The following is a 21,276-nucleotide window of genomic DNA, read 5'->3' as shown; positions in this document are numbered from 1 at the left end:
CTCTGCATAAGAAACAAGGAAGGTTGTTATGCATTTGACGTTAAGACAGCTCAATATTTTTCAGGCAGTTGCAACGCATTTAAGTTTCACGCGCGCTGCCGCTGAACTGCACCTCACTCAGCCTGCTGTTTCGATGCAGATAAAACAACTCGAAGACAATATCGGCTTGCCGTTGTTTGAGCATTTAGGGAAATCCCTATTTCTCACTCATGCCGGCGAGGAGCTTCTGGGTTACTGCGAACGCATTTCCGAGCAGCTACGCGATGCCGAAGATGCGTTTGAAAAAATGAAATCACTGACCTGCGGAAAACTCAAAGTGACCGTCGCCAGCACCGCAAACTATTTCGCGGCTAAGCTGCTGGCTGAGTTTTCTCAGCAACACCCAGAGATAAAAATCAGCTTGAAAGTCACGAACCGCGAACAATTACTGAAAGACATTAAAAGTAATGATTGTGACCTGGTGATCATGGGAAAACCGCCAGCGGAGTTTGATGTAGAAGCGACGGTATTTATGGAGAACCCATTGGTAGTCATCGCCCCTGTTAATCATCCGCTCTGCCAACAAAGGCAGATTCCTTTATCTGTGATAGCGAAAGAGCCAATGGTTGTGAGAGAGAAAGGTTCGGGAACACGATTTTCGATTGAGCGCTTTTTCCTTCAACACGGGCACGAACTAAATGTCTCGGCGGAAATGAGTGCCAGTGAAGCGATTAAGCAAGCGGTGTCTGCCGGTTTAAGTTTAGGAATCGTTTCCAGCCATACCATTTCGTTAGAGTTGGAAGCAGGAAAACTTAAAGTGCTGGATGTGGAAGACATGCCGATCATTCGGCATTGGTATTTGGTTCATCGAAGTGACAAGGCACTGTCGCCTATCGCGCAGGCGTTCAGTAACTATCTGTTAAGCCGCAATAATCACGAGGATATAGAGGTGGAACGACAGATTGTAAAAATGTGACGGCGTCACATTCTGGCCGAAGTCGGACAAAGAGCACCCAACCCGCTCACTCTTTAACCTTTGCGTGACGCTGTAACGCCTGTTTTAGTACTACAGCACGGATAGGTTTGGTAACAAAGTCATCCATTCCGGCTTCCATGCAACGTTCTTTGTCTTCATTCATTGCGTTGGCTGTCAAAGCGATAATTGGTAATTCATAGCCTTCAGCGCGCAGTTGCTTGGTCGCTTCAATACCACAAAGTACTGGCATCGACATGTCCATCAGAATCATATCGAACTGGACGTGTCCATCATGAACCAAATCGACCGCTTCTTTGCCATTGTTCGCGACGACGACATGGTGCCCCGCTTTCTCCAGCATCAGCTTTGCCACCATCTGGTTGGCTTTGCTGTCTTCTGCTACCAGAATGCTCAATGCGTGAAGGTCACTTTCTTCAACATTGTCTTTTTTCACCTGCTCTGTCGGCGAAGGCTCAATAAGAGGTATATCGATATAGAAGGTGGTGCCTACACCTGGCTCGCTGTCAAAGTCGATGCTGCCGTTCATCATGGTCACCAACTTTTTACAGATGGAAAGCCCCAGACCGGTTCCACCATATTGGCGGGTAATGCTGCCATCTGCCTGAGTAAACGGCAGGAACACATCTTTTTTACGTTCGGCGTTGATACCAATTCCGGTATCTTTCACGGAGAGCTTCAATCTTCCATTACGGACACGCATTGAGACTTTGACTTTACCGTGCTCGGTAAACTTCACTGCGTTACCAACCAGATTTAATAAGATCTGGGTGAAGCGGTTTCCGTCCTGATAAATGTTGTCAGGTACATCATCGGCGATGTCCATTTCCATTTTGATATCTTTACGGGACGAAACTTCGTTGAGTTGGCTGAACACAACAGTGACACTGTCACGTGGGTTGATACTTTCAGGATGCAGAGAGAAGCGTTCTGATTCAATTCTCGATAAATCAAGTACATCGTTAATGATGGTAAGGAGCAGTTGAGCTGATTTATCCATTTGGGAAACCCAAACGGTTTGCTCGTCATCCAGTGGCGATTGTTGCAACGTATCCAGTAACCCCATTACCGCATTGAGTGGCGTACGGATTTCATGACTCATCATTGCCAGAAATTGGGATTTCGCGGCGTTGGCAGATTCTGCCTGTTGTCTTGCCTGTTGCAGTTCGTGTAACCGCTGCTTTCGGGCTGTAATGTCTTTCGCCGTACCCCGAAACCCCATACAGTTCCCACGCTTGTCGTAATACGGTCGACCTGACAAGCTGATCCACTGCTCTCTCCCTTCTTGGAATACTTTCCACTCCACTTCAGAGAATGGTTGTTCAAGTTGAATCAAGTCGAGTAATTTGTGTTTCACATCCGGCTGGCGATTCAACTGGTTCATTATTCCCTGCGGCTCAGCAGAGAATGATTCATTTGATGGCGAAGAAAGATAGGTGAACTGAAGGTTATTATTGATTTCCCAGAACCAGTCACCGGCAGTTTTCGCAAAGTCACGAAAACGCTGGCGACTCGCGGTCAATTCCTGAGTCTTGACTGACACCAAACACTGGAGACGTTCGCGGTAGTCAATATCGATGATTGTGCGTTCGATTAACGGTCGGAAACGCTCAATAACCTGTTGTGATTTGGTTTGGAAACGCCCCTTTTCTGAAGCGAACAGGATGAGGATCGACTCACTGGCATTCACCGTCATCCCGGTGATCAGCGCGGAGCGGCACGAGTCAAAATCATCGCCTTGCAACAAGGAGAATTCTTTCACTCTTTCTGGCGCATAAAGTACGACGGTCTGGCCATTAACGCAGCGGGAGAAAGTCCCGCCGTCTTCCCAGATAAAGTTTTCTACGTGTGGTGATGTGGACACCAAACAGGAATATTTGTCTTCCGTTTCTTTGTTACGGGTTAGCACCACAGCATTATCAAAAGAAACATAGCGCTCAATCACTTTCAACAGCGTGTTGAACACTTCGATTTTGTTGCTGGCACCAGACATCGCGGAGATCGCTGACAGAATCGCGCGGTTTTCTTCCTTGAACTTTTGCTCTCTCTCTTCAACACGGTTCAGTTCGAACAGTGTTTCCTGCAACTTCTCTGAGATTGCGCCTGTCATAGCTCATCCTTGTGGAACAGTACGGCGGATATCATCAAATTTCCGTGGGCAATTTCTCCGCCGAGGAACTGTCCTTGCTCGCCAAAGGTAAACGGGCAAATAAAGGGGGCATGGTGCATTGATAGTCGCATGTTCGCCGCGACGCTGTGCAGAGAATCGCTAACATGCAGCATACATCCTGCACAATATATCGCTAATCCGCCGATTGGGTCACAGGTATTCTTGTCGTGGTCGTTGGCTGAATCTACAACGCGCCCAGCCCTCGACACCAACATTTCCGTCGTGCCGGACATGAAATGAACTGTCTCACCTTCCTGAATATTACAGAACATCTGAATGCCACCTTCCGGAGAGACTGTGGCTGGGTGAGAAAGCGTATAGTAAGGCATTCCATGGATTTCGCCTGTCTGACGACCCAGGGGAAAAAGCGTTGACTGGGCAAATAGTCCATCGGGATCGATAGCATTGCCTGTGGCGTTGAAATACCACTTTCCGTAGACATCAAAAGCAGGTTTACCATCCAATTCGACGAGTGTACGACCGTCTACCTTGGTAGCGACCGCACTTGACCCCATGGCGGCATAGCCATTGTGAAATGAATAGCTAACACGAGCGGAGGGGAAAAAGACAGCCATGGCAATGCCTTCAGACGTTACGCGCGCGTTATCCATCAGAGACCATTTACCACTGACACCGTCATCAGCGGCTGAACCACCAATAATAGGAATATTGACACCGAGCTCTTCTCGAATAGCCTGAAGAATAGTTTCTTCATGACCCGGTGTGGCATGTAATGTGATGAGTGCGGGCAACTCTCCGGGACGTCCACTGCTATCAATAGCTCTGCTGAGAACTATCCGCGCGGATTCGGCGATGTCGTCACCTTCTTTTAATTCGCAGAGTGCCGACCCATATGCACCGTCTGCATCTTCAACGGCCCACACTGAAATAGAATGCCCGCCGACGTAACCTTTGTCCGTCATGGTTCCCTGACATGAGGAACAACCAATGACATAGGTATTGGGGAAATGCGTATTCAGTTCACGTTTGATCGCTTCAGCGTCTTGCGTTTCTGTGTAATAAACAAGCATGAGCGAAGGAGAGGAGATTTTTTGAGATATCTCCCTGACTATGTCTTGTATGGCCTCACAGGCTTTGGGGGCGGTTGATGATGATGTCGCAATTCTCATTTACATCTACACAGCTTGGTTGCGGCAATACCTTCAATAATAGCCTTCTCACTTCTGCAAACACCAGTTTTTACCGTGATTCTTTTCGCTTAATCACTGAATTCTCTATTAATAGACGATAGAATCGCCGACATCGACCAAAAACTCCGCTTGAGCAATGGATAGCCAGCTTTATATCGTCATTAATGCGAATCTCCCACTAGGACAAATAATTAGCAAGCGCCTCGCCCAAAAAGGGAATACTGTGGTGTATTTGGCAGACAATGAGCAAGACGGATATGCCATTGCTGCCGATGAGCCAAGAGTCAGATATCGACATTGCCTGCCCTTCAATCGCCCAATGATTGCTGACGAGTTTGACTGGGCTACGTCGAATGTTGCCCCGGTTGATGGTTTGGTCGTGCTGGTATCTGAAAGCACGATTGACCAACTCAAGATGCCGCTGGATGAAACCTTCTTTGCTTCGCTTAAAGCTAACGCCTCTGGCACTATTGATGAACTCACCTTGACCTACGTTATCGTTCCCGATAAATGCGAAGATGCTAGCGACTCTTTGAAAGCGCTTCACTTAAAGTTATGCCAACTCGCCCATTCCAATAAAACTGTTCACAAAGGATTAAAAGTGAATCATGTCGTCATTGGCGGGGATCAATACACTCAGGGTCCAAAGTGTGCCGATGTTGCAACTGATGCGTCAGATCTTATCCATTACCTGTGCTCTGAACATGCTAAAGCAGTGCGGCATCAGGCATTTTATTTTGGTGATTTGATAGATTAACAGGCAGTAAAAAAGCAGCCTTTAGCTGCTTTAATGTGAATTTTAAGACGTTCAGTTAATTTGAATGACCTAACTCAAAATTGTTAACGCCATTCGCACAAATATTAATTCGATGTTAAAAGTTAATTTCTAATTGATCTCGATCAATGTTTAAAAGCCATTTATGCGCTGACCCAGAATTAACATCAGCCGGTAAAGCATAAATATAGACCCGTTTTCTATCTTCTTTTTCAAAAATTTTGTGAGAAGTTATGACTTTTTCAGGCTGACCCACCCACTGCAACTCACCGGGTACATAGACTGAATCAACAAGCATAATAAGCGAATTATCAGCTTGATTTTCCACTTTAATCTCCACTGTTTCGCCATTAATGGAAACACTGCAACTTCCCGCTACTACTGAACATTTTAAAGTTTGTTGGGTATCGGAATAGTCTACCGTTCTCCAAATAAAAGCGGTTACGAGCACTGTCATAACGACTAATATTTGTACTAAACGACCTGTGGTTAATTTTTCTGCTGCCATGTGATTTATGATTTTCCCGTGTTACAGAGCTCAAAGTTTTAGTAGAAATGTTACCCGAGCGTAAACCGAGTGTGGGTTCGACCCTGTATTTAACTGAATAACTGAAGTATTATCACCAATGAAAATGCCACTTTTACAATGAAATAGCAATGGAATGCATCAAGTGGGTATAAATCAATCACTATTCGCATTGCATTGCTTCTGGGGTGGCATTGTGACGTTTAAGTCACTTTGTAATACGTGAGTGTAGTAATCAAAAAGTGGAAGCATGCAATATGAGCCAAGAAAAGCAGCTTGAACTGGAATACAACTACCGCGTTGTCCGTCAATTCACCCTGGTAACTATCCTGTGGGGAATCGTGGGCATGGGTGTTGGTGTTCTAATTGCCGCTCAGCTGGTATGGCCTGCGCTGAACTTCGACATTCCTTATCTGACTTATAGCCGTTTACGCCCACTGCATACCAATGCGGTGATTTTTGCGTTCGGCACCAGCGCCCTGTTTGCGACGTCTTATTACGTTGTACAGCGCACCTGTCAGACAAGGCTGTTCGGAGGTAAGCTGGCTGAATTTACCTTCTGGGGATGGCAAGCAATCATTCTGTCTGCAGCAATAACACTACCTATGGGTTTCACCAGTGGTAAAGAATATGCTGAGCTGGAATGGCCAATCGATATCGCTATTGCGGTCGTATGGGTTTCATACGCCATCGTGTTCTTTGGAACGCTAATCAAACGTAAAACCTCGCACATCTATGTTGCGAACTGGTTTTTCGGTGGATTTATCATCACCGTCGCTGTCCTGCACATCGTAAACAGCATGGCAATTCCGGTTTCCGGAATGAAGTCATATTCGATATATGCGGGCGCCATCGATGCCATGATCCAATGGTGGTACGGTCACAATGCTGTAGGCTTCCTTTTGACTGCAGGTTTCCTGGGTATGATGTACTACTTCGTCCCGAAACAAGCAGGTCGTCCGGTTTACTCCTATCGCCTTTCTATCGTTCACTTCTGGGCACTGGTATCTCTGTACATCTGGGCGGGTCCTCACCACCTGCACTACACTGCCCTGCCTGACTGGACTCAGTCACTGGGTATGGTGATGTCTGTTATCCTGTTCGCTCCTTCTTGGGGTGGCATGATCAACGGTATTATGACGCTGTCAGGTGCTTGGCACAAACTGCGTTATGACCCAATCCTTCGATTCCTGATTGTTTCTCTGTCTTTCTACGGTATGTCTACCTTCGAAGGTCCGATGATGGCAATCAAGACAGTTAACGCACTGTCACACTACACCGACTGGACAATCGGTCACGTTCACTCCGGCGCTTTGGGCTGGGTAGCGATGGTATCTATCGGTGCGGTGTACCACTTAATTCCAAAATTGTTCGGGCAAGAGCGCATGTACTCTATCAACCTGATCAATGTCCATTTCTGGCTAGCAACTGTAGGTACCGTGCTGTACATCGTTGCAATGTGGATTTCCGGCGTAATGCAAGGTCTGATGTGGCGTGCAGTTAACACTGACGGCACCTTGACCTATAGCTTTGTAGAATCTTTGGAAGCTTCTTATCCGTTCTACTTTGTACGTTTCGTTGGTGGCGCAATCTTCTGGTCAGGCATGCTCTTGATGGCTTACAACACCTACAAGACGATTGCCGCACCAAAAGCAAGCCTCAAATCCGTTGAGCAAGCAGCATAAGGAGACCAACGAATGAGTTCTAGTCGTCATGAAATTGTAGAAAAGAACGTTGGTCTTTTCGCTATCCTCACGGTCATTGCTATCAGTCTCGGTGCGCTTGTTGAAATCACACCACTGCTGTTCCAAAAGCAAACGACCGAACCTGTTGATAACCTGCGCCCATACACTGCACTGGAAATGGAAGGCCGCGACATTTACATCCGTGAAGGTTGTAACGTATGTCACAGCCAGATGATTCGTCCTTTCCGTGCGGAAACTGAGCGCTATGGTCACTACTCTGTGGCGGGTGAAAGTGTTTGGGAACATCCATTCTTATGGGGTTCCAAGCGTACAGGTCCAGATTTGGCGCGCGTTGGTGATCGTTACTCTGATGAGTGGCACCGCGTTCACCTTATCGACCCTCGTGCGGTTGTGCCTGAGTCAAACATGCCTGGCTTCCCTTGGTTGGAAGAGAATGTTCTGACTGGCGACAACACAGCTAAGAAACTGACTGTTTTCCGCGATATGTTCGGTGTTCCATACACTGATGAGCAAATCGCAAATGCGAAAACAGACGTTGAAGGTAAAACGGAGATGGATGCCATCATCGCTTACCTGCAGTCACTCGGCCACGCGATGAAATAAGGAGCTCTTATGGCATCTTTTCATGCCCTATGGACGCTAGCGATTTTCGTCTGCTTCATTGTGATTGTGCTTTGGGCCTATAGCAGTCGCCGTAAAAAGGAATTCGACGAAGCTGCTAACCTCGTCTTCGCTGACGAGGAGAAAGGCGATAAGAAGACAGGAGAAGATAACAAATGACTACGTTTTGGAGTCTATTTATCACTGTCATTACCATTGGTACCCTAGTGGGTTGTGCCGCACTGATTATTTGGTGTAGCAAAGACCTTGATGGCGTGGCTGATGGTGAAGATATGGGCCACGAATACGATGGTATTCGTGAGCTGAACAACCCACTGCCGAAGTGGTGGTCGTACATGTTTTGGGCGACCATCGTATTCGGCGCGGTTTACTTCGTACTGTATCCTGGTCTGGGTAACTGGAAAGGCGTTTTCAATTGGCAGAGTTCCGCTCAGGACGTTGCGAATATTGAAGAGTCACGTCAGTTGCTGGCTAACAGCGACGGTATCGACCAGTATGCGCGTGAGCTAGCATCTGCGAATGCGATTTTCGGCGAAACCTTCCGCAAACTCGCATATAAGCCTGGTTCGGATGAACTGCAAGATATCACTGAAATTGCTAAGAACCCTGAAGCAATTAAAGTGGGTCAACGCCTGTTCATTCAAAACTGTGCTCAGTGCCACGGTTCTGATGCTCGAGGTCAGTCTGGCTTCCCTAACCTAACCGACGAAGCTTGGTTGTATGGCGGTGAGCCAGAAACCATTAAAGCGACTCTGGTTAATGGTCGAGTGGGTAATATGCCATCATGGCTTGACGCGCTGGGTGAAGATGGCGTTCGTGAAGTCGCTTCTTACACACTGAGCCTGTCGGGCCGTAAGGTTGACGCTCAGGAAGCTGCGAAAGGTAAAACACGCTTTGTTGTGTGTGCAGCATGTCACGGTACAGACGGTAAAGGTAACCCAGCATTTGGTGCACCTGATCTGACTGACAACGTGTGGCTGTTCGGCGGCTCTCGTAAAGCCGTTGAAGAAACCATTCGCTATGGTCGCCAAGGCGTTATGCCAGCTTGGAAAGACATTCTGGACGAAGACAAGATCCAGCTGCTTTCTGCTTATGTCTGGCAGTTAAGCACACCGCAAAACCAATAAAATCAATAAGTAGTTAGTTAAGCCCCTGCTTGCAGGGGCTTTTTTCCCCAAGAATTCAGTTCACACAGGAAAGCGATATGATTAAGCCATGGTATAAGCAGTTTTGGCCCTGGTTCCTGATAGCCCTTCCAGGTAGCGTTGTCGTTGCCAGTCTTTTCACTTTTGCATTGTTCAGCAAAAATCAGGTATCCCTTGTCGCCGAAGATTATTACAAAGAAGGTAAAGGGATTAACATCGACATATCCCGCTTGAAGAAAGCCGATGAGCTCGCCATCTCCGCTTTCCTGTCTGCACAGAATGACACCGCTATTTTCACCTTGGATAAAGGTGAGCTAACGCAATACCCTACTCTAAAAATTACATTCCAACACCGTACGCTTGCTGATAGAGATATCGAACAGATGGTCAACGCTGATGCTTCCGGTCGCTACCGACTCGCCCTGAGCGAACCGCTCACTGGCCCTTGGTACGTTGAAGTTAACGCATTTGATGGGACGTGGGCGCTAAATGGCCGCGCAAATTTCCCATCTGATGACCCAGTAGAGTTGTATGGTCAGAGCAAGGAATGACGAAAGATTGTTATCACTGTGGAGAGCCGGTTCTTACCGGTGACTCTTATAAAGTCGAGATTCAGGGCGCCACCCGAATTATGTGTTGCCCTGGATGTGAAGCGGTCGCCACCACCATTGTGGCAAACGGCCTCACCTCTTACTACGAATACCGCACTGCCCCGGCAGAAAGAGCCAGCCTCGTACCTGAAGAACTTCAATCACTTTCTCTTTATGACAACGAAGACGTCCAACAGGAATTCGTGCGTCATGAAGGCGGGATAGATGAAGTTGTTTTGTCAGTCGATGGCGTATCCTGTGCCGCATGCGCTTGGTTGATTGAAAAACAACTAAATGGCCAAGAAGGTGTCTCGCGCATTCGCGTCAACACCACAACCAACCGAGCAACGCTTCGTTGGGATCCATCAAAAAACAAACTCAGTACTCTGCTAAATAAGATTCACGAGCTTGGCTACAAAGCAGCACCATTCGAAGCCGATAATCAAGAAGCGCAATATCACCACACCATGAAGCAATACCTTTATAAGTTGGGTATTGCTGGTCTCGCGACCATGCAGGTCATGATGCTAGCTGTGGCGATGTACTTCGAAGTGTTCGGAGACATGGACGAAGCGTTTCGGGATTACTTCCGCTGGGTAAGCCTGATATTTGCAACACCGGTTCTACTCTATTCTGCAATGCCTTTCTATATCAACGCTTGGCGAAACCTCAAAGCCCGAACGCTCGGAATGGATGTTCCTGTTTCAATCGCGCTTTTGTTTGCCTATTTCGCCAGCTTGTATGCCACAGTGACTGGAAAAGGCGAAGTATTCTTTGAATCTATCGCCATGTTTACTTTCTTCCTGCTGGTTGGCCGATTCCTTGAAATGCGAGCCCGAAGAACGGCAGCTGCTGCAAGCGCAAACTTGCTTAAGCTGATCCCGCGTCTGGCGACACTGGCATCGGGTGAGCAAATCCCTGCTAAGTCGCTGACCATTGGTCATGTCGTGCGTGTATTACCTGGTGAACCCTTCCCTGCAGATGGATTGGTCGTAGATGGCGTAACGACAGTTGACGAATCCATGCTGACTGGTGAGTCCATGCCCGAATCACGTCAAAGTGGTGAGCATGTCTATGCGGGCACCATGAATATTGACGGAAACGTTAACGTAAAGGTAACGGCAGAGAAAAAAGACTCCCTTATTGCGCATATTGTTGAGCTCCAGGATGCAGCGCAGCTTGCCAAACCGCGAGTGGCTGAAATTGCTGATATCGTCGCACGCTATTTTGTGGCGGCCATTCTTGTCATTTCGGCATGTACATGGTGGTACTGGCAAAGTCATCGCCCAGAAGACGCTTTCTGGATCATGCTTTCTGTATTGGTCGCAACCTGCCCTTGTGCGTTGTCATTGGCGACACCTACCGCACTAACTTGCTCGACATCCACCTTCGGCAAACTCGGTATTCTTCTGCGTCGGGGGCATGTATTCGAAACGCTGACGCACATTAACCGTGTAGTCATTGATAAAACCGGCACACTGACTGAAGGCAACGTTTCAATTTCTGATACCCAGATTTACGCAGACATTGATGCAAACCAGGCAACTGCCATCGCAGCGTCTTTGGAGTCCTATGCTAACCACCCTATCGCGGAAGCTTTTAGCGGCTTTGATAAAACTAAGGGGTTGGAGAACGTCGAAAACGTCATCGGTGAAGGTTTAAAAGGTCAAATCGATGGTGACGAATGGCGTATCGGCAAACCTCAGTTTGCATTAAACAACACGCAAATTTCCGAGCAAAGTACACACCAGATTTGGCTATCCCGAAATGGTGAGGCGGTAGCGTCATATTTGCTTGTTGACCCAATCCGTGAGTCAAGCAAAACGCTGATCGAGAAGTTCCACGAAGCTGGTATCAAAGTCACCATGCTAACCGGCGACAACTCAGCCACAGCTCAAGCTGTCGCTGATAAGTTGGGCATTGATGAACTGGTCGCGGGTGTATCGCCGCAAGGTAAGCTCGAGTATTTAAATTCTCTACCGCAAGACCAAATAACCATGATGATTGGTGATGGGGTGAACGATGCGCCTGTGCTCGCTGGTGCACACCTTTCGGTTGCCATGGGTGGTGGCACAGACGTGGCTAAAGCCTCTGCGGATATGGTATTGCTCGGTGATGACCTCACCAAGCTACTCGATGCGCGCAAATTGGCGGCTTTTACCCAAAAAATCATTCGTCAGAATCTGGCTTGGGCATTAGGATACAATCTTGTGATTTTGCCGCTGGCGGTGATGGGATTTGTCGCACCTTATGTGGCGGTAGCTGGTATGTCAGGCAGTTCAGTGATCGTCGTTACGAACTCGCTTCGTTTATTTAAGAAAGACCTCATTGAAAAGCTGAAGGGAGAGTAACGGTTTGGAAAGTCTGTATATCCTCATCCCCATCGCAATTGCTTTGGTTTGTGTCGCCGTAGGGATTTTTATCTGGGCGGTAAAATCCGAGCAATTTGAAGATCTTGAAAGACAAGGCATGAACATCCTTCTTGATGAGGATGAGTCAACATCCTCATCAAAGAAACAGAGCGATACCTCGTCGGATCAAAAATAATGCCTATAAGTGATCTCATTGCTGCTTTTACAGTTGGCCTGCTGGGTGCAGGCCATTGTTTAGGAATGTGTGGCGGTGTCGCCGCCGCTGTTTCCATGGGGACTCCCCAAAATCAACATAAGCTCCCTTTCCTTCTCTTTTACAATGGCGGACGCCTGCTTTCTTATGGCTTGATTGGTGCGATTGCAGGTGGATTAGTAGCAGGTGTTATCGGTGTCACTCAAATCACACAACAGCTACTGTGGCTAAGATTGGCCGCTGCTATCATGATGATTTTGCTTGCTTTGTACATTGGTCGGTTCTGGAATGGCCTTGCCTATGTGGAGAGAATAGGCCAAGTGCTTTGGAAACGTCTTTCACCCCTTTCCACTAAGTTACTTCCGTTGCGCTCCCCCTTCGCGGCTTTACCATTTGGTATGTTGTGGGGCTGGTTGCCTTGTGGGTTGGTATATTCGGCGTTGAGCTGGGCAGCTGTGGCTGGAAATGCACTAGATGGATTGTTGATAATGCTCGCATTTGGTTTAGGAACTCTCCCCGCAATGATTTTGGTTGGCTCTGCTGCAGAAGCAACCAAGAACCTCCTTAACAATCTGATATTTAGAAGGTTCTCATCATTGATACTGCTAATGTACGGAATTGTTACCGCTTATTCTGTATACAATCAGTTGTACTAAGTCTCGCTTTCTCTTCCGGAAATGGTAAAATATTGACTCAAATCAATTTGGCTAAGCAGGCTCATGATTCAAGACAAAATTCCTACTAAACGTGTTCAATCTGGCGGTTGTGCAATCCATTGTCAGGACTGCAGCATCAGTCAGCTTTGTATCCCTTTTACGTTAAGCGAGAGTGAGCTGAATCAGCTTGACCAAATTATCGAGCGTAAAAAGCCGATTCAAAAAGGTCAGCCATTATTCCAAGCGGGCGATCAACTTCGTTCGTTGTACGCCATCCGTTCCGGCACCATCAAAAGCTACACCATCACCGAGCAAGGTGATGAGCAAATCACAGCATTCCACTTAGCTGGAGATCTCGTTGGCTTTGACGCGATAAACCATATGTCCCACCCTAGCTTTGCGCAGGCGTTGGAAACTTCTATGGTATGTGAAATCCCGTTTGAGATTCTTGATGACCTATCAGGCAAAATGCCTAAGCTTCGTCAGCAGATCATGCGTTTGATGAGTAACGAAATCAAAGGTGATCAGGAAATGATCCTGCTTCTTTCTAAGAAGAATGCAGAAGAACGTCTAGCCGCATTCCTACACAGCCTGTCTACCCGCTTCTCTCAGCGTGGCTTTTCAGCAAAAGAGTTCCGTTTGACGATGACACGTGGTGATATCGGTAATTACCTTGGCTTAACTGTTGAAACCATCAGCCGTCTGCTTGGCCGTTTCCAAAAGAGCGGCATGCTAAGTGTTAAAGGCAAATACATTACGATTCTTGACCACGATGAATTAAGCCGTTTGGCGGGTGTTTCCAAGTAAATCCCCCTGCTTTACAAATGACTTATGGAATGGCGCTACACGCGCCATTTCTCTTTTTTTACGTTTATCTATCTGAATTTATCGCAAACTCCTGCCACAATGGGTTAAATTAAAGTATCGGCATCACCCAGCTGGAGGTTGTTATGAACAGATATACCAACTTGCTCGTCGCTATCGATCCCGACCACGAAGAACAACCCGCGCTCTCCCGCGCGATGGATATCGCGAGAAAATCTTCTGCGCCTGTCAAAATAACCCTATTCCTTGCCATCTATGACTTTTCTTATGAAATGACCTCTATGCTTTCCGCAGAAGAGCGTCAGGCAATGCGTGCAGGCGTGCTCAAACAGCGAGAAGAATGGATAGATTCAGTCGTTGAAAACAATGCGTGTGAAGGGATAGACGTTGTAAAACACCTTGTCTGGCACAATCGCCCTTACGAAAGCATGATCGCAAAAGTGTTTGATGGAGAGCATGACTTGCTTATCAAAGCGACCCATCAGCACGATAAGCTCGGTTCTTTGATTTTCACGCCAACTGACTGGCACCTGCTTCGAAAATGCCCATGCCCCGTTCTTCTCGTGAAAGAACATAGCTGGCCTGAGCATGGAAAGATCCTCACCGCGGTGAATGTTTCTTCTGAAAATGAAACCCATGAGCCGCTCAACGACAAACTGATAGATGAAGCAAAAGCGATGAGTAAACTTCTTAACGCAGAAGTGAACCTCGTTAACGCCTACCCTGCAACACCGGTGAACGTCACGATAGAGCTTCCTGAGTTCGATCCTGCTTCATACACTGACGCCGTGAGAGGACACCATTTGCTTCAGATGAAAGCATTGCGGCAAAAACATAGCATTGATGAAGAGCAGACTTTCTGCCTGGAAGGTTTGCCCGAGGATGTTATCCCCGCAGTTTCCAAAGAGCTTGATGCTGAGTTAGTGATACTGGGAACAACAGGACGTGTGGGATTGTCGGCCATCTTTATCGGCAATACCGCTGAACATACTATTGACCAACTCAACTGTGACGTTTTAGCGATTAAACCTGACGGTTATGTCAGCCCGCTCGCACCTAATGTTGGCTTAGGCTGAGAAACATATTTTGAAAAGCGCCGAAAGGCGCTTTTTCTTTGTCTATGACTTTAACTCTATTTCCCTTCGGCACTGGCATCCTGCCACGAAATCCGTATCATACGCGCCTAACCTTCGCATCGGGGAGCGATGTGCCATTACCATATGCCATCGGCTGGCTTGATCGCGTAGAGAAATTTTAGAGGCACTTAGTATTAACATGTCGAATCAAGAAATCACCAAAGCACAAAAGTACAACCAGAATAAGTTGCAAAAGCGCATTCGCCGTAACGTCGGCCAAGCCATTGCTGACTTCAACATGATTGAAGACGGCGACCGTATCATGGTTTGTCTGAGTGGCGGTAAAGACAGCTACACCATGCTGGAGATTCTGCAGAGTCTGCAGAAAAGCGCACCGATTTCTTTTGAACTCATTGCAGTAAACCTGGATCAGAAGCAACCGGGTTTTCCTGAGCATGTGCTGCCTGAATATCTTGATGGTCTTGGTGTTGAGTACAAGATTGTAGAAGAAGACACCTACTCGATTGTTAAAGACAAAGTGCCAGAGGGTAAAACCACCTGTTCGCTATGTTCTCGCCTGCGTCGCGGTATTCTTTACCGCACGGCTAAAGAGCTGGGCGCAACCAAGATTGCACTGGGTCACCACCGTGATGACATTCTTGAAACCTTGTTCCTGAATATGTTCTACGGCGGCAAGATGAAAGGCATGCCACCTAAACTGGTTTCCGACAACGGTGAACACGTTGTGATTCGTCCTCTGGCGTACTGCCGTGAGAAAGATATCGAGCGTTATGCAGAAGCCGCTGAGTTCCCGATTATTCCATGTAACCTGTGTGGTTCGCAGCCAAACCTGCAACGCCAGGTGATCAAAGAAATGCTGCGCGATTGGGACCGTCGTTTCCCTGGTCGCATCGAAACCATGTTCCGTGCCATGCAGAACGTGGTGCCATCACATCTGGCTGACTTCGAACTGTTCGACTTTAAGAGCATCGATAAAGATTCTGGTGTCATTAATGGTGGTGATACTGCATTCGATAAAGAACAATTCAGTGATACACAACCCTCAGAAGACGATGTGGTTGAATTTGATCCATCGCTGAAACTGGACGTGGTTCAAGTGAACTAAGCTGACCAGCAGAGATAAAAAAAGCCCGCAACAGCGGGCTTTTTCTTTTTTATACGCTAAGCGGCTAACTTTGCGGAATCCAGGGCGTCACTTTCAGCGGTTCTTGCGGGAAGAAGACACGTTCACCACTTTTTAGCTCGGAAGCACGTATAACAGCGACCTTGCCATTTACATCGATTGTGCGCCCTTCTGAGGTTTTCAGCTCAGGTTGTGCATCAGCAAAATGTACAGTCACACCTTCCACTTCCGGCATAAACCAAGAAGCGAACATACCGCCTAAATCCTGCATCATGGTCGTCATCTGAGGAACCAGGTTATTCACCTCTTCTTCTGTCACTTCAGAACCAAAACTGTTCTTTGCCAACACCTGGAATGAAATATCACAAGCTTGGGTGCCAGCCGTTTCAATAAACACATCCGGATTCACTTTACGGAGGTGGTTATCAATGGGAAGTGGTAGTTCTTGCGATGCTGGGATCTCAAACTCTTCGTAATGTGCTTTTTTGGTCATCCAGGCTTTGGTGATTTGACAAGTCGCCCCTGAAGAAGGAGAAACCATAAAATACCCAATTTTTACGTCTGGATGGTTTTCACCATAGTTATGCTTAAGCTGGGTGTATAGCTTGCTATAACTGAACTTTACCTGCGCCGCAGCAGTAGGTGCTGAAATTACAGCTGCCAACAAGACAGCCGTAAGTCCTTTAATCATCCTTGGCTCCAATACTTCTCGTTGTATCGAATCATGCTTTGCACTTCTTCGACATAAGCTTGGCCGCGTTCAGAATAACTTTTCAATCCATTAGCCAAAGCAACGCCCGAGATAGGCTCTCCTGATTTTCTCAAGTCAGCTCGGATATCCCGCAACGGGGCATACGCTTTATTGCGGTTGACGTTAAGGAAATACGCGCGGATTGATTGGTAAGTATCTTTGAACACGGCAACTTCGTGGGTTTTACCCTGCGAACGTGCGCTTGGCACCATGCCGCAGCCAGAAGTGTAACACCACTGTCCAAAGTAGTTATTTCCTTCGCGGGCAAAGCGTGATGTGCCCCACCCAGATTCTTTCGCTGCCTGGGTCAGAACAAGGTCTGCCGGGATCACATCGACACGTTTTAACGCTTCCTTGTACCACGCTTTATCGGCACCGCTTTCAGGTAAAGGCAGATTAAAGAGCTCTGCCACACGTGCAACAAACGCTTTGTCTTCTTGATTTGGAGCTTTACCTTTATCTAGTTCAATCAGACGCGCTCGTGCATCTTTGATAAGTCCGTTAACGTAATTGATGCCGGGTTTCATGAAAGCCACGAACGCTTTTTTCTTCTCATCTACGATTTGATAAGAGCCAAAATCAGGCTTCACGACCATCGAAGGTGGTGGTGAAGCCGGCTGCAGATTGTCTACTGTGATGGGAGATTGTGGGGCGTCGCTACACGCAGAAATAAATAGAGCCGAAGCCAATACAGCATGGGAAAGCTTCATTTACGCGTTGAAAACCTCTTTATTGCCGCCATCAGAAGAAGAATCGTCATCTCCCTCCTGTGACACGGTCACTTCAATACCAACACCGAACATTTCACGGTAAAGCACGCCCTTCACATTGAACATGAATGGTAGTGCCCAGACCAAGGCCAATCCTGCAGTCGCATAAGAAAAGACAAACAAGATGGCAATGACGATGTAAACCAAGGTCAATGGTATCAGTTTTTTTATAATCGCCCTAAATGAAACGATCATCGCCTCCACCGGACGCAGCCGTTTTTCACAGATAAGCAAAATGGTCATGGAAAAGGTAATGCCGAGGAAAATGCCCAGCAACGGAATGAGTTGGCTGCTGAAGCTTTGTAATGCGTTGATAAAGCTCATTGCCAACGTCACCGCCAAACCATAAGCCAACCCCTTTATGATATGCCTAGGTTTGGTTCTAAAGCCTATCGCATGGCTTAAACCCATCAAGCTCGCACCAGCATAAAGTGGTGCAGACAGTACCGTGGCTGCGAAAACAGCAATTCTGGCCGACGCCATAAGATCAGGTGTCATTTGCTGCTTGCCTATAAAGGCCTCCATCACCGAATAAGGCGTGCCATTCATGATGGTCAATGCCACAAGAAAAATCAGAATGTGCGCAATGGTCAAAATCACTGTCGCTGGCAGAAATTGCCAAAAATGCTTTTGCGTTAGCTTAACGGCTTCTTGAACCACGCTGGAAGCACTCAAGTTGTAATCACCACTCAGCGCATTTTCTAAGGTACCGCCAACGTGCAGTGCGTTGCTCAACTGTTGTTTATTCATAACAAAGTAACTTTTGTCTTTAGCCTAAGAAATTTCCCCACTCTTAAAGTTATAGGTGATATTTTTTGGATGCGTCTCAAGGTGTCGCATTTTTGGACGTCACATTAAGGGTCTATACTTGCGGGCGCCCGCGTCCTCAAATGGATGATGCAGGTCACAAGAATCGGTTTTGTTCGCGGTTTCTACATTTTCTTATGCCGCGTCAATTCAGGGCGAAAAATTCCCGATAAAACACAAAAAAACGCTTTAACTTCATGATTCGCACGTCTATCATGCGCGGTCTAATTTTTAGGGGAATTTTTACTTAGCTAATCGCCCGTGGTGTAAGGAGTGAGAGTAGAATTGAACGCAACACAACCAATTAAAAAACCCGTTGTCCAGTTAAAAGGACTGTGTAAGAGCTTCGATGGTAAAGAGATCATCTCTAACTTCGATCTTGAAATTAACAACGGTGAGTTTTTAACAATTCTAGGTCCGTCAGGTTGTGGCAAGACCACAGTACTTCGTTTGATTGCTGGTCTTGAAGATGCAGACGATGGCCAAATTATCATTGATGAGCAGGACGTTACTGCTATCCCCGCAGAACATCGTCATGTTAATACCGTTTTCCAAAGCTATGCATTGTTCCCACACATGACAGTGTTCGATAACGTTGCTTTCGGCCTGCGCATGCAGAAAGTCGCTGAAAGTGAAATCGAACCACGTGTGATGGAAGCCCTTCGCATGGTTCAACTGGAACAATTTGCACCACGCAAACCTCATCAACTTTCGGGCGGTCAACAGCAACGCGTCGCGATTGCTCGCGCTGTCGTGAATAAACCAAAAGTACTGCTGCTTGATGAGTCCCTCTCTGCGCTGGACTACAAACTGCGTAAGCAAATGCAGATTGAGCTGAAACAACTCCAGCGTAAGCTTGGCATTACTTTCATCTTCGTTACTCACGATCAAGAAGAAGCGTTATCGATGTCGGATCGCATCATCGTAATGAAATCCGGTGAAGTGGTTCAAGACGGCACACCTCGTGAAATTTATGAAGAACCAGCAAACCTATTCGTTGCTCGCTTCATCGGTGAAATCAACGTGTTTGACGCTGATGTTATTGCCCGTATCGATGAAGAGCGCATTACTGCCACCATCGAAGGCCGTGAATGTCAGGTTTACTGTAAGTTGGACGTTAAAGCGGGTGACCGCGTTAAAGTCCTGCTTCGCCCTGAAGATCTGCGTATCGAAGAAATCGAGGCAGCAGATTCTGGCAATGGCATTATCGGTTACGTTCGCGAGCGCAACTACAAGGGCATGACGCTGGATTCAGTGCTAGAGCTGGAATCTGGCATGTCAGTCATGGTCAGCGAATTCTTCAACGAAGATGATCCAGATGTAGACCACTCTTTGGATCAGAAAGTCGCGATTACCTGGGTTGAAAGCTGGGAAGTGGTACTGCCTGATGAAGAAGCTTAATCTCCAAAACGCCATCATTGGTGTGATTGTAGGTTGGTTGCTGCTGTTCGTGTTTATCCCGAACCTGATGATTATTGTCACCAGCTTCCTAACACGCGATGACGCAAACCTGATTGAGATGACCTTCACCTTGAGCAACTACGCCAAGTTGATGGATCCGCTCTACGCGAAGGTGGTTTGGCATTCATTCTATATGGCAGCCATTGCTACCCTGCTCTGTTTGCTGATTGGTTACCCGTTTGCGTACATCATTGCGCGCATGCCAGTGAAATGGCGTCCTGTGATGCTGTTTATGGTGATTATTCCTTTCTGGACTAACTCACTGATCCGTACATACGGCCTGAAAATTTTTCTGGGTACCCGTGGTTTGCTTAACGAAGGCCTGCTGACGCTGGGTATTATCGATAAGCCACTACGTATAATGTACACCGAGTATGCGGTGATGATTGGCCTGGTTTATATCCTGCTGCCATTTATGATTCTGCCGCTTTACTCAAGCATCGAGAAGCTGGACAACAGCTACCTCGAAGCGGCGAAAGACTTAGGCGCAAGCAAGCTTCAGGCATTTATCAAAGTTATTTTACCTTTGACCATGCCAGGCATCATAGCTGGCTGTCTTCTGGTTCTGCTTCCAGCACTGGGTATGTTCTACGTATCTGACCTACTGGGCGGCGCGAAGAACCTGTTGATTGGTAACGTCATCAAGAGTCAGATCCTGAATGTTCGTGACTGGCCGTTTGGTTCAGCAGCGAGTATTTCCCTGACTGTATTGATGGGTCTTATGCTGTTCGCCTACTGGCGTGTTGGCAAACTGATTAACAAGAAGGTAGAGCTGGAATGAGTAAGTTTTTCCGTACCAGCTTTATGTCGCTGGTCTATGCGTTCTTATACATCCCTATCGTCATTCTTATCGTTAACTCGTTTAACGAAAGTAAGTTCGGTATGGAATGGAAAGGTTTTACCACTAAGTGGTACACCCTGCTTTTGAATAACGACAGCCTGGTGCAGGCAGCGTGGAACTCACTGACAATCGCAGTGTTTTCTGCAACTGCAGCGGCAGTTATCGGCAGTCTTACTGCTGTTGCCCTGTTCCGCTATCGCTTCCGCGGTAAAGGCTTCGTGAATGGCATGCTGTTCGTGGTAATGATGTCTCCTGACATCGTGATGGCAATCTCTCTGTTGGCACTGTTCGTGTTGATGGGTGCGCAATTGGGCTTCCTGACCCTGCTGCTGTCACACATTACTTTCTGTCTGCCGTTTGTTGTGGTGACTGTTTATAGCCGACTGAATGGTTTTGATGCGCGTATGCTTGAAGCAGCGAAAGACTTAGCTGCGAGCGAGTGGACGATTCTGACGAAAATCATTCTGCCTCTAGCTGCACCTGCTGTTGCTGCGGGCTGGTTGTTGAGCTTTACCCTGTCTTTGGACGACGTCATTGTTAGTTCGTTCGTGACGGGTCCAAGCTATGAAATCTTGCCACTGAAAATCTACTCAATGGTTAAGGTTGGCGTTTCTCCAGAAGTGAATGCTCTGGCGACGCTGATGCTTATCGTCTCTCTCGTGCTGGTTATTTGCTCTCAGATGCTGGCACGCGACAAAGTGCGATAGTGATACGAGGGGAGCA

At 47.3% G+C, this 21,276-nt stretch carries 22 protein-coding genes; 16 read left to right on the top strand and 6 right to left on the bottom strand.

Annotation, left to right across the window (positions count from 1 at the left end; translation table 11 throughout):
* Positions 1 to 28: 28 nt before the first annotated feature.
* The gene (locus RN22_RS00475) at positions 29 to 955 is read left to right on the top strand and encodes a LysR family transcriptional regulator (protein WP_002537139.1); all 927 of its coding nucleotides are present in this window, start codon (positions 29 to 31) and stop codon (positions 953 to 955) included.
* A gap of 46 nt (positions 956 to 1,001) precedes the next feature.
* On the opposite strand, the gene RN22_RS00470 is transcribed toward RN22_RS00475, so the two are convergent.
* Positions 1,002 to 3,083, bottom strand: a complete 2,082-nt coding sequence (locus tag RN22_RS00470; protein ID WP_046302650.1) for a PAS domain-containing sensor histidine kinase — start codon at positions 3,081 to 3,083, stop codon at positions 1,002 to 1,004.
* Positions 3,080 to 4,273: an FIST signal transduction protein gene (locus tag RN22_RS00465; RefSeq protein WP_046302649.1), complete on the bottom strand. Its 1,194-nt coding sequence runs from the start codon at positions 4,271 to 4,273 to the stop codon at positions 3,080 to 3,082. The genes RN22_RS00470 and RN22_RS00465 overlap by 4 nt, the downstream gene beginning before the upstream one ends.
* 247 nt (positions 4,274 to 4,520) lie before the next feature.
* On the opposite strand from RN22_RS00465, the gene RN22_RS00460 reads away from it, so the two are divergent.
* Complete coding sequence (locus tag RN22_RS00460; RefSeq protein WP_231590816.1) at positions 4,521 to 5,051, top strand: hypothetical protein; 531 nt, start codon at positions 4,521 to 4,523, stop codon at positions 5,049 to 5,051.
* 115 nt (positions 5,052 to 5,166) lie between these two features.
* Here the strand turns inward: RN22_RS00460 and RN22_RS24585 are convergent, their stop codons facing one another.
* On the bottom strand, positions 5,167 to 5,577 hold the full coding sequence (locus RN22_RS24585; protein WP_046302647.1) for a hypothetical protein: 411 nt from the start codon (positions 5,575 to 5,577) through the stop codon (positions 5,167 to 5,169).
* A 275-nt stretch (positions 5,578 to 5,852) separates the two neighbouring features.
* Here RN22_RS24585 and ccoN point away from each other — a divergent pair, with 275 nt between their 5' ends.
* The 11 genes from ccoN to ttcA all read left to right on the top strand — a co-directional run bounded on the left by ccoN (position 5,853) and on the right by ttcA (position 15,905).
* Complete coding sequence (gene ccoN, locus RN22_RS00450) at positions 5,853 to 7,280, top strand: cytochrome-c oxidase, cbb3-type subunit I (protein ID WP_046302646.1); 1,428 nt, start codon at positions 5,853 to 5,855, stop codon at positions 7,278 to 7,280.
* A gap of 12 nt (positions 7,281 to 7,292) precedes the next feature.
* Entirely contained in the window at positions 7,293 to 7,904 is a 612-nt protein-coding gene (gene ccoO / locus RN22_RS00445; RefSeq protein ID WP_002537146.1) for a cytochrome-c oxidase, cbb3-type subunit II, read from the top strand.
* Between the two features lie 9 nt (positions 7,905 to 7,913).
* Positions 7,914 to 8,081 carry a CcoQ/FixQ family Cbb3-type cytochrome c oxidase assembly chaperone gene (locus tag RN22_RS00440; RefSeq protein WP_002537147.1) on the top strand — a complete coding sequence of 56 codons (168 nt, stop codon included), beginning with the start codon at positions 7,914 to 7,916 and terminating at the stop codon, positions 8,079 to 8,081.
* Complete coding sequence (gene ccoP, locus RN22_RS00435; RefSeq protein WP_046302645.1) at positions 8,078 to 9,049, top strand: cytochrome-c oxidase, cbb3-type subunit III; 972 nt, start codon at positions 8,078 to 8,080, stop codon at positions 9,047 to 9,049. The genes RN22_RS00440 and ccoP overlap by 4 nt, the downstream gene beginning before the upstream one ends.
* 77 nt (positions 9,050 to 9,126) lie before the next feature.
* Complete coding sequence (locus RN22_RS00430) at positions 9,127 to 9,618, top strand: FixH family protein (protein WP_046302644.1); 492 nt, start codon at positions 9,127 to 9,129, stop codon at positions 9,616 to 9,618.
* Positions 9,615 to 12,008 (top strand): heavy metal translocating P-type ATPase, encoded by a 2,394-nt coding sequence (locus RN22_RS00425; RefSeq protein WP_046302643.1) that lies wholly within the window; start codon positions 9,615 to 9,617, stop codon positions 12,006 to 12,008. Before RN22_RS00430 ends, RN22_RS00425 begins: the two co-directional genes overlap by 4 nt.
* A gap of 4 nt (positions 12,009 to 12,012) precedes the next feature.
* Complete coding sequence (gene ccoS / locus RN22_RS00420; RefSeq protein ID WP_046302642.1) at positions 12,013 to 12,204, top strand: cbb3-type cytochrome oxidase assembly protein CcoS; 192 nt, start codon at positions 12,013 to 12,015, stop codon at positions 12,202 to 12,204.
* Entirely contained in the window at positions 12,204 to 12,878 is a 675-nt protein-coding gene (locus RN22_RS00415; protein ID WP_046302641.1) for a sulfite exporter TauE/SafE family protein, read from the top strand. Before ccoS ends, RN22_RS00415 begins: the two co-directional genes overlap by 1 nt.
* A 63-nt stretch (positions 12,879 to 12,941) precedes the next feature.
* A complete protein-coding gene (locus RN22_RS00410) occupies positions 12,942 to 13,685 on the top strand; it encodes an FNR family transcription factor (protein WP_002537156.1) in 744 nt (247 codons plus the stop codon).
* Between the two features lie 143 nt (positions 13,686 to 13,828).
* Positions 13,829 to 14,779 carry a universal stress protein UspE gene (gene uspE / locus RN22_RS00405; RefSeq protein ID WP_002537157.1) on the top strand — a complete coding sequence of 317 codons (951 nt, stop codon included), beginning with the start codon at positions 13,829 to 13,831 and terminating at the stop codon, positions 14,777 to 14,779.
* A 199-nt stretch (positions 14,780 to 14,978) separates the two neighbouring features.
* Positions 14,979 to 15,905 (top strand): tRNA 2-thiocytidine(32) synthetase TtcA, encoded by a 927-nt coding sequence (gene ttcA / locus RN22_RS00400; RefSeq protein ID WP_002537159.1) that lies wholly within the window; start codon positions 14,979 to 14,981, stop codon positions 15,903 to 15,905.
* Positions 15,906 to 15,969: 64 nt separating this feature from the next.
* Here ttcA and RN22_RS00395 read toward each other — a convergent pair whose 3' ends face one another.
* Genes RN22_RS00395 through RN22_RS00385 form a run of 3 tightly spaced genes read right to left on the bottom strand, consistent with a single transcriptional unit; the run spans position 15,970 to position 18,194 of the window.
* Entirely contained in the window at positions 15,970 to 16,614 is a 645-nt protein-coding gene (locus tag RN22_RS00395; RefSeq protein ID WP_046302640.1) for a DUF2987 domain-containing protein, read from the bottom strand.
* Complete coding sequence (locus tag RN22_RS00390) at positions 16,611 to 17,384, bottom strand: glucosaminidase domain-containing protein (RefSeq protein WP_046302639.1); 774 nt, start codon at positions 17,382 to 17,384, stop codon at positions 16,611 to 16,613. The genes RN22_RS00395 and RN22_RS00390 overlap by 4 nt, the downstream gene beginning before the upstream one ends.
* Positions 17,385 to 18,194: a hypothetical protein gene (locus tag RN22_RS00385; RefSeq protein ID WP_002537163.1), complete on the bottom strand. Its 810-nt coding sequence runs from the start codon at positions 18,192 to 18,194 to the stop codon at positions 17,385 to 17,387.
* A gap of 342 nt (positions 18,195 to 18,536) precedes the next feature.
* On the opposite strand from RN22_RS00385, the gene potA reads away from it, so the two are divergent.
* The 3 genes from potA to potC are packed head-to-tail and all read left to right on the top strand — an operon-like array spanning position 18,537 to position 21,260.
* Complete coding sequence (gene potA, locus RN22_RS00380; RefSeq protein WP_046302638.1) at positions 18,537 to 19,652, top strand: spermidine/putrescine ABC transporter ATP-binding protein PotA; 1,116 nt, start codon at positions 18,537 to 18,539, stop codon at positions 19,650 to 19,652.
* The gene (gene potB, locus RN22_RS00375) at positions 19,636 to 20,493 is read left to right on the top strand and encodes a spermidine/putrescine ABC transporter permease PotB (RefSeq protein ID WP_192815496.1); all 858 of its coding nucleotides are present in this window, start codon (positions 19,636 to 19,638) and stop codon (positions 20,491 to 20,493) included. Before potA ends, potB begins: the two co-directional genes overlap by 17 nt.
* The gene (gene potC / locus RN22_RS00370) at positions 20,490 to 21,260 is read left to right on the top strand and encodes a spermidine/putrescine ABC transporter permease PotC (protein WP_002537168.1); all 771 of its coding nucleotides are present in this window, start codon (positions 20,490 to 20,492) and stop codon (positions 21,258 to 21,260) included. The genes potB and potC overlap by 4 nt, the downstream gene beginning before the upstream one ends.
* Positions 21,261 to 21,276: the final 16 nt, after the last annotated feature.

Origin of the sequence: Grimontia sp. AD028 (assembly GCF_000973155.1) — a bacterium.
GTDB lineage: Bacteria > Pseudomonadota > Gammaproteobacteria > Enterobacterales > Vibrionaceae > Enterovibrio > Enterovibrio indicus.
This window is presented reverse-complemented; position numbering and strand designations above follow the sequence as displayed.

What these genes read in the sequence shown, in the direction of transcription:
- RN22_RS00385 (WP_002537163.1), bottom strand. Translation starts at nt 18,194, where the DNA reads ATGAATAAACAACAGTTGAGCAACGCACTGCACGTTGGCGGTACCTTA.
- RN22_RS00430 (WP_046302644.1), top strand. Translation starts at nt 9,127, where the DNA reads ATGATTAAGCCATGGTATAAGCAGTTTTGGCCCTGGTTCCTGATAGCC.
- RN22_RS00410 (WP_002537156.1), top strand. Translation starts at nt 12,942, where the DNA reads ATGATTCAAGACAAAATTCCTACTAAACGTGTTCAATCTGGCGGTTGT.
- RN22_RS00395 (WP_046302640.1), bottom strand. Translation starts at nt 16,614, where the DNA reads ATGATTAAAGGACTTACGGCTGTCTTGTTGGCAGCTGTAATTTCAGCA.
- RN22_RS00440 (WP_002537147.1), top strand. Translation starts at nt 7,914, where the DNA reads ATGGCATCTTTTCATGCCCTATGGACGCTAGCGATTTTCGTCTGCTTC.
- RN22_RS00425 (WP_046302643.1), top strand. Translation starts at nt 9,615, where the DNA reads ATGACGAAAGATTGTTATCACTGTGGAGAGCCGGTTCTTACCGGTGAC.
- ccoO (WP_002537146.1), top strand. Translation starts at nt 7,293, where the DNA reads ATGAGTTCTAGTCGTCATGAAATTGTAGAAAAGAACGTTGGTCTTTTC.
- RN22_RS00475 (WP_002537139.1), top strand. Translation starts at nt 29, where the DNA reads ATGCATTTGACGTTAAGACAGCTCAATATTTTTCAGGCAGTTGCAACG.
- RN22_RS00390 (WP_046302639.1), bottom strand. Translation starts at nt 17,384, where the DNA reads ATGAAGCTTTCCCATGCTGTATTGGCTTCGGCTCTATTTATTTCTGCG.
- ccoN (WP_046302646.1), top strand. Translation starts at nt 5,853, where the DNA reads ATGAGCCAAGAAAAGCAGCTTGAACTGGAATACAACTACCGCGTTGTC.
- RN22_RS00470 (WP_046302650.1), bottom strand. Translation starts at nt 3,083, where the DNA reads ATGACAGGCGCAATCTCAGAGAAGTTGCAGGAAACACTGTTCGAACTG.
- RN22_RS00415 (WP_046302641.1), top strand. Translation starts at nt 12,204, where the DNA reads ATGCCTATAAGTGATCTCATTGCTGCTTTTACAGTTGGCCTGCTGGGT.
- ttcA (WP_002537159.1), top strand. Translation starts at nt 14,979, where the DNA reads ATGTCGAATCAAGAAATCACCAAAGCACAAAAGTACAACCAGAATAAG.
- RN22_RS00465 (WP_046302649.1), bottom strand. Translation starts at nt 4,273, where the DNA reads ATGAGAATTGCGACATCATCATCAACCGCCCCCAAAGCCTGTGAGGCC.
- ccoP (WP_046302645.1), top strand. Translation starts at nt 8,078, where the DNA reads ATGACTACGTTTTGGAGTCTATTTATCACTGTCATTACCATTGGTACC.
- potC (WP_002537168.1), top strand. Translation starts at nt 20,490, where the DNA reads ATGAGTAAGTTTTTCCGTACCAGCTTTATGTCGCTGGTCTATGCGTTC.
- RN22_RS24585 (WP_046302647.1), bottom strand. Translation starts at nt 5,577, where the DNA reads ATGGCAGCAGAAAAATTAACCACAGGTCGTTTAGTACAAATATTAGTC.
- uspE (WP_002537157.1), top strand. Translation starts at nt 13,829, where the DNA reads ATGAACAGATATACCAACTTGCTCGTCGCTATCGATCCCGACCACGAA.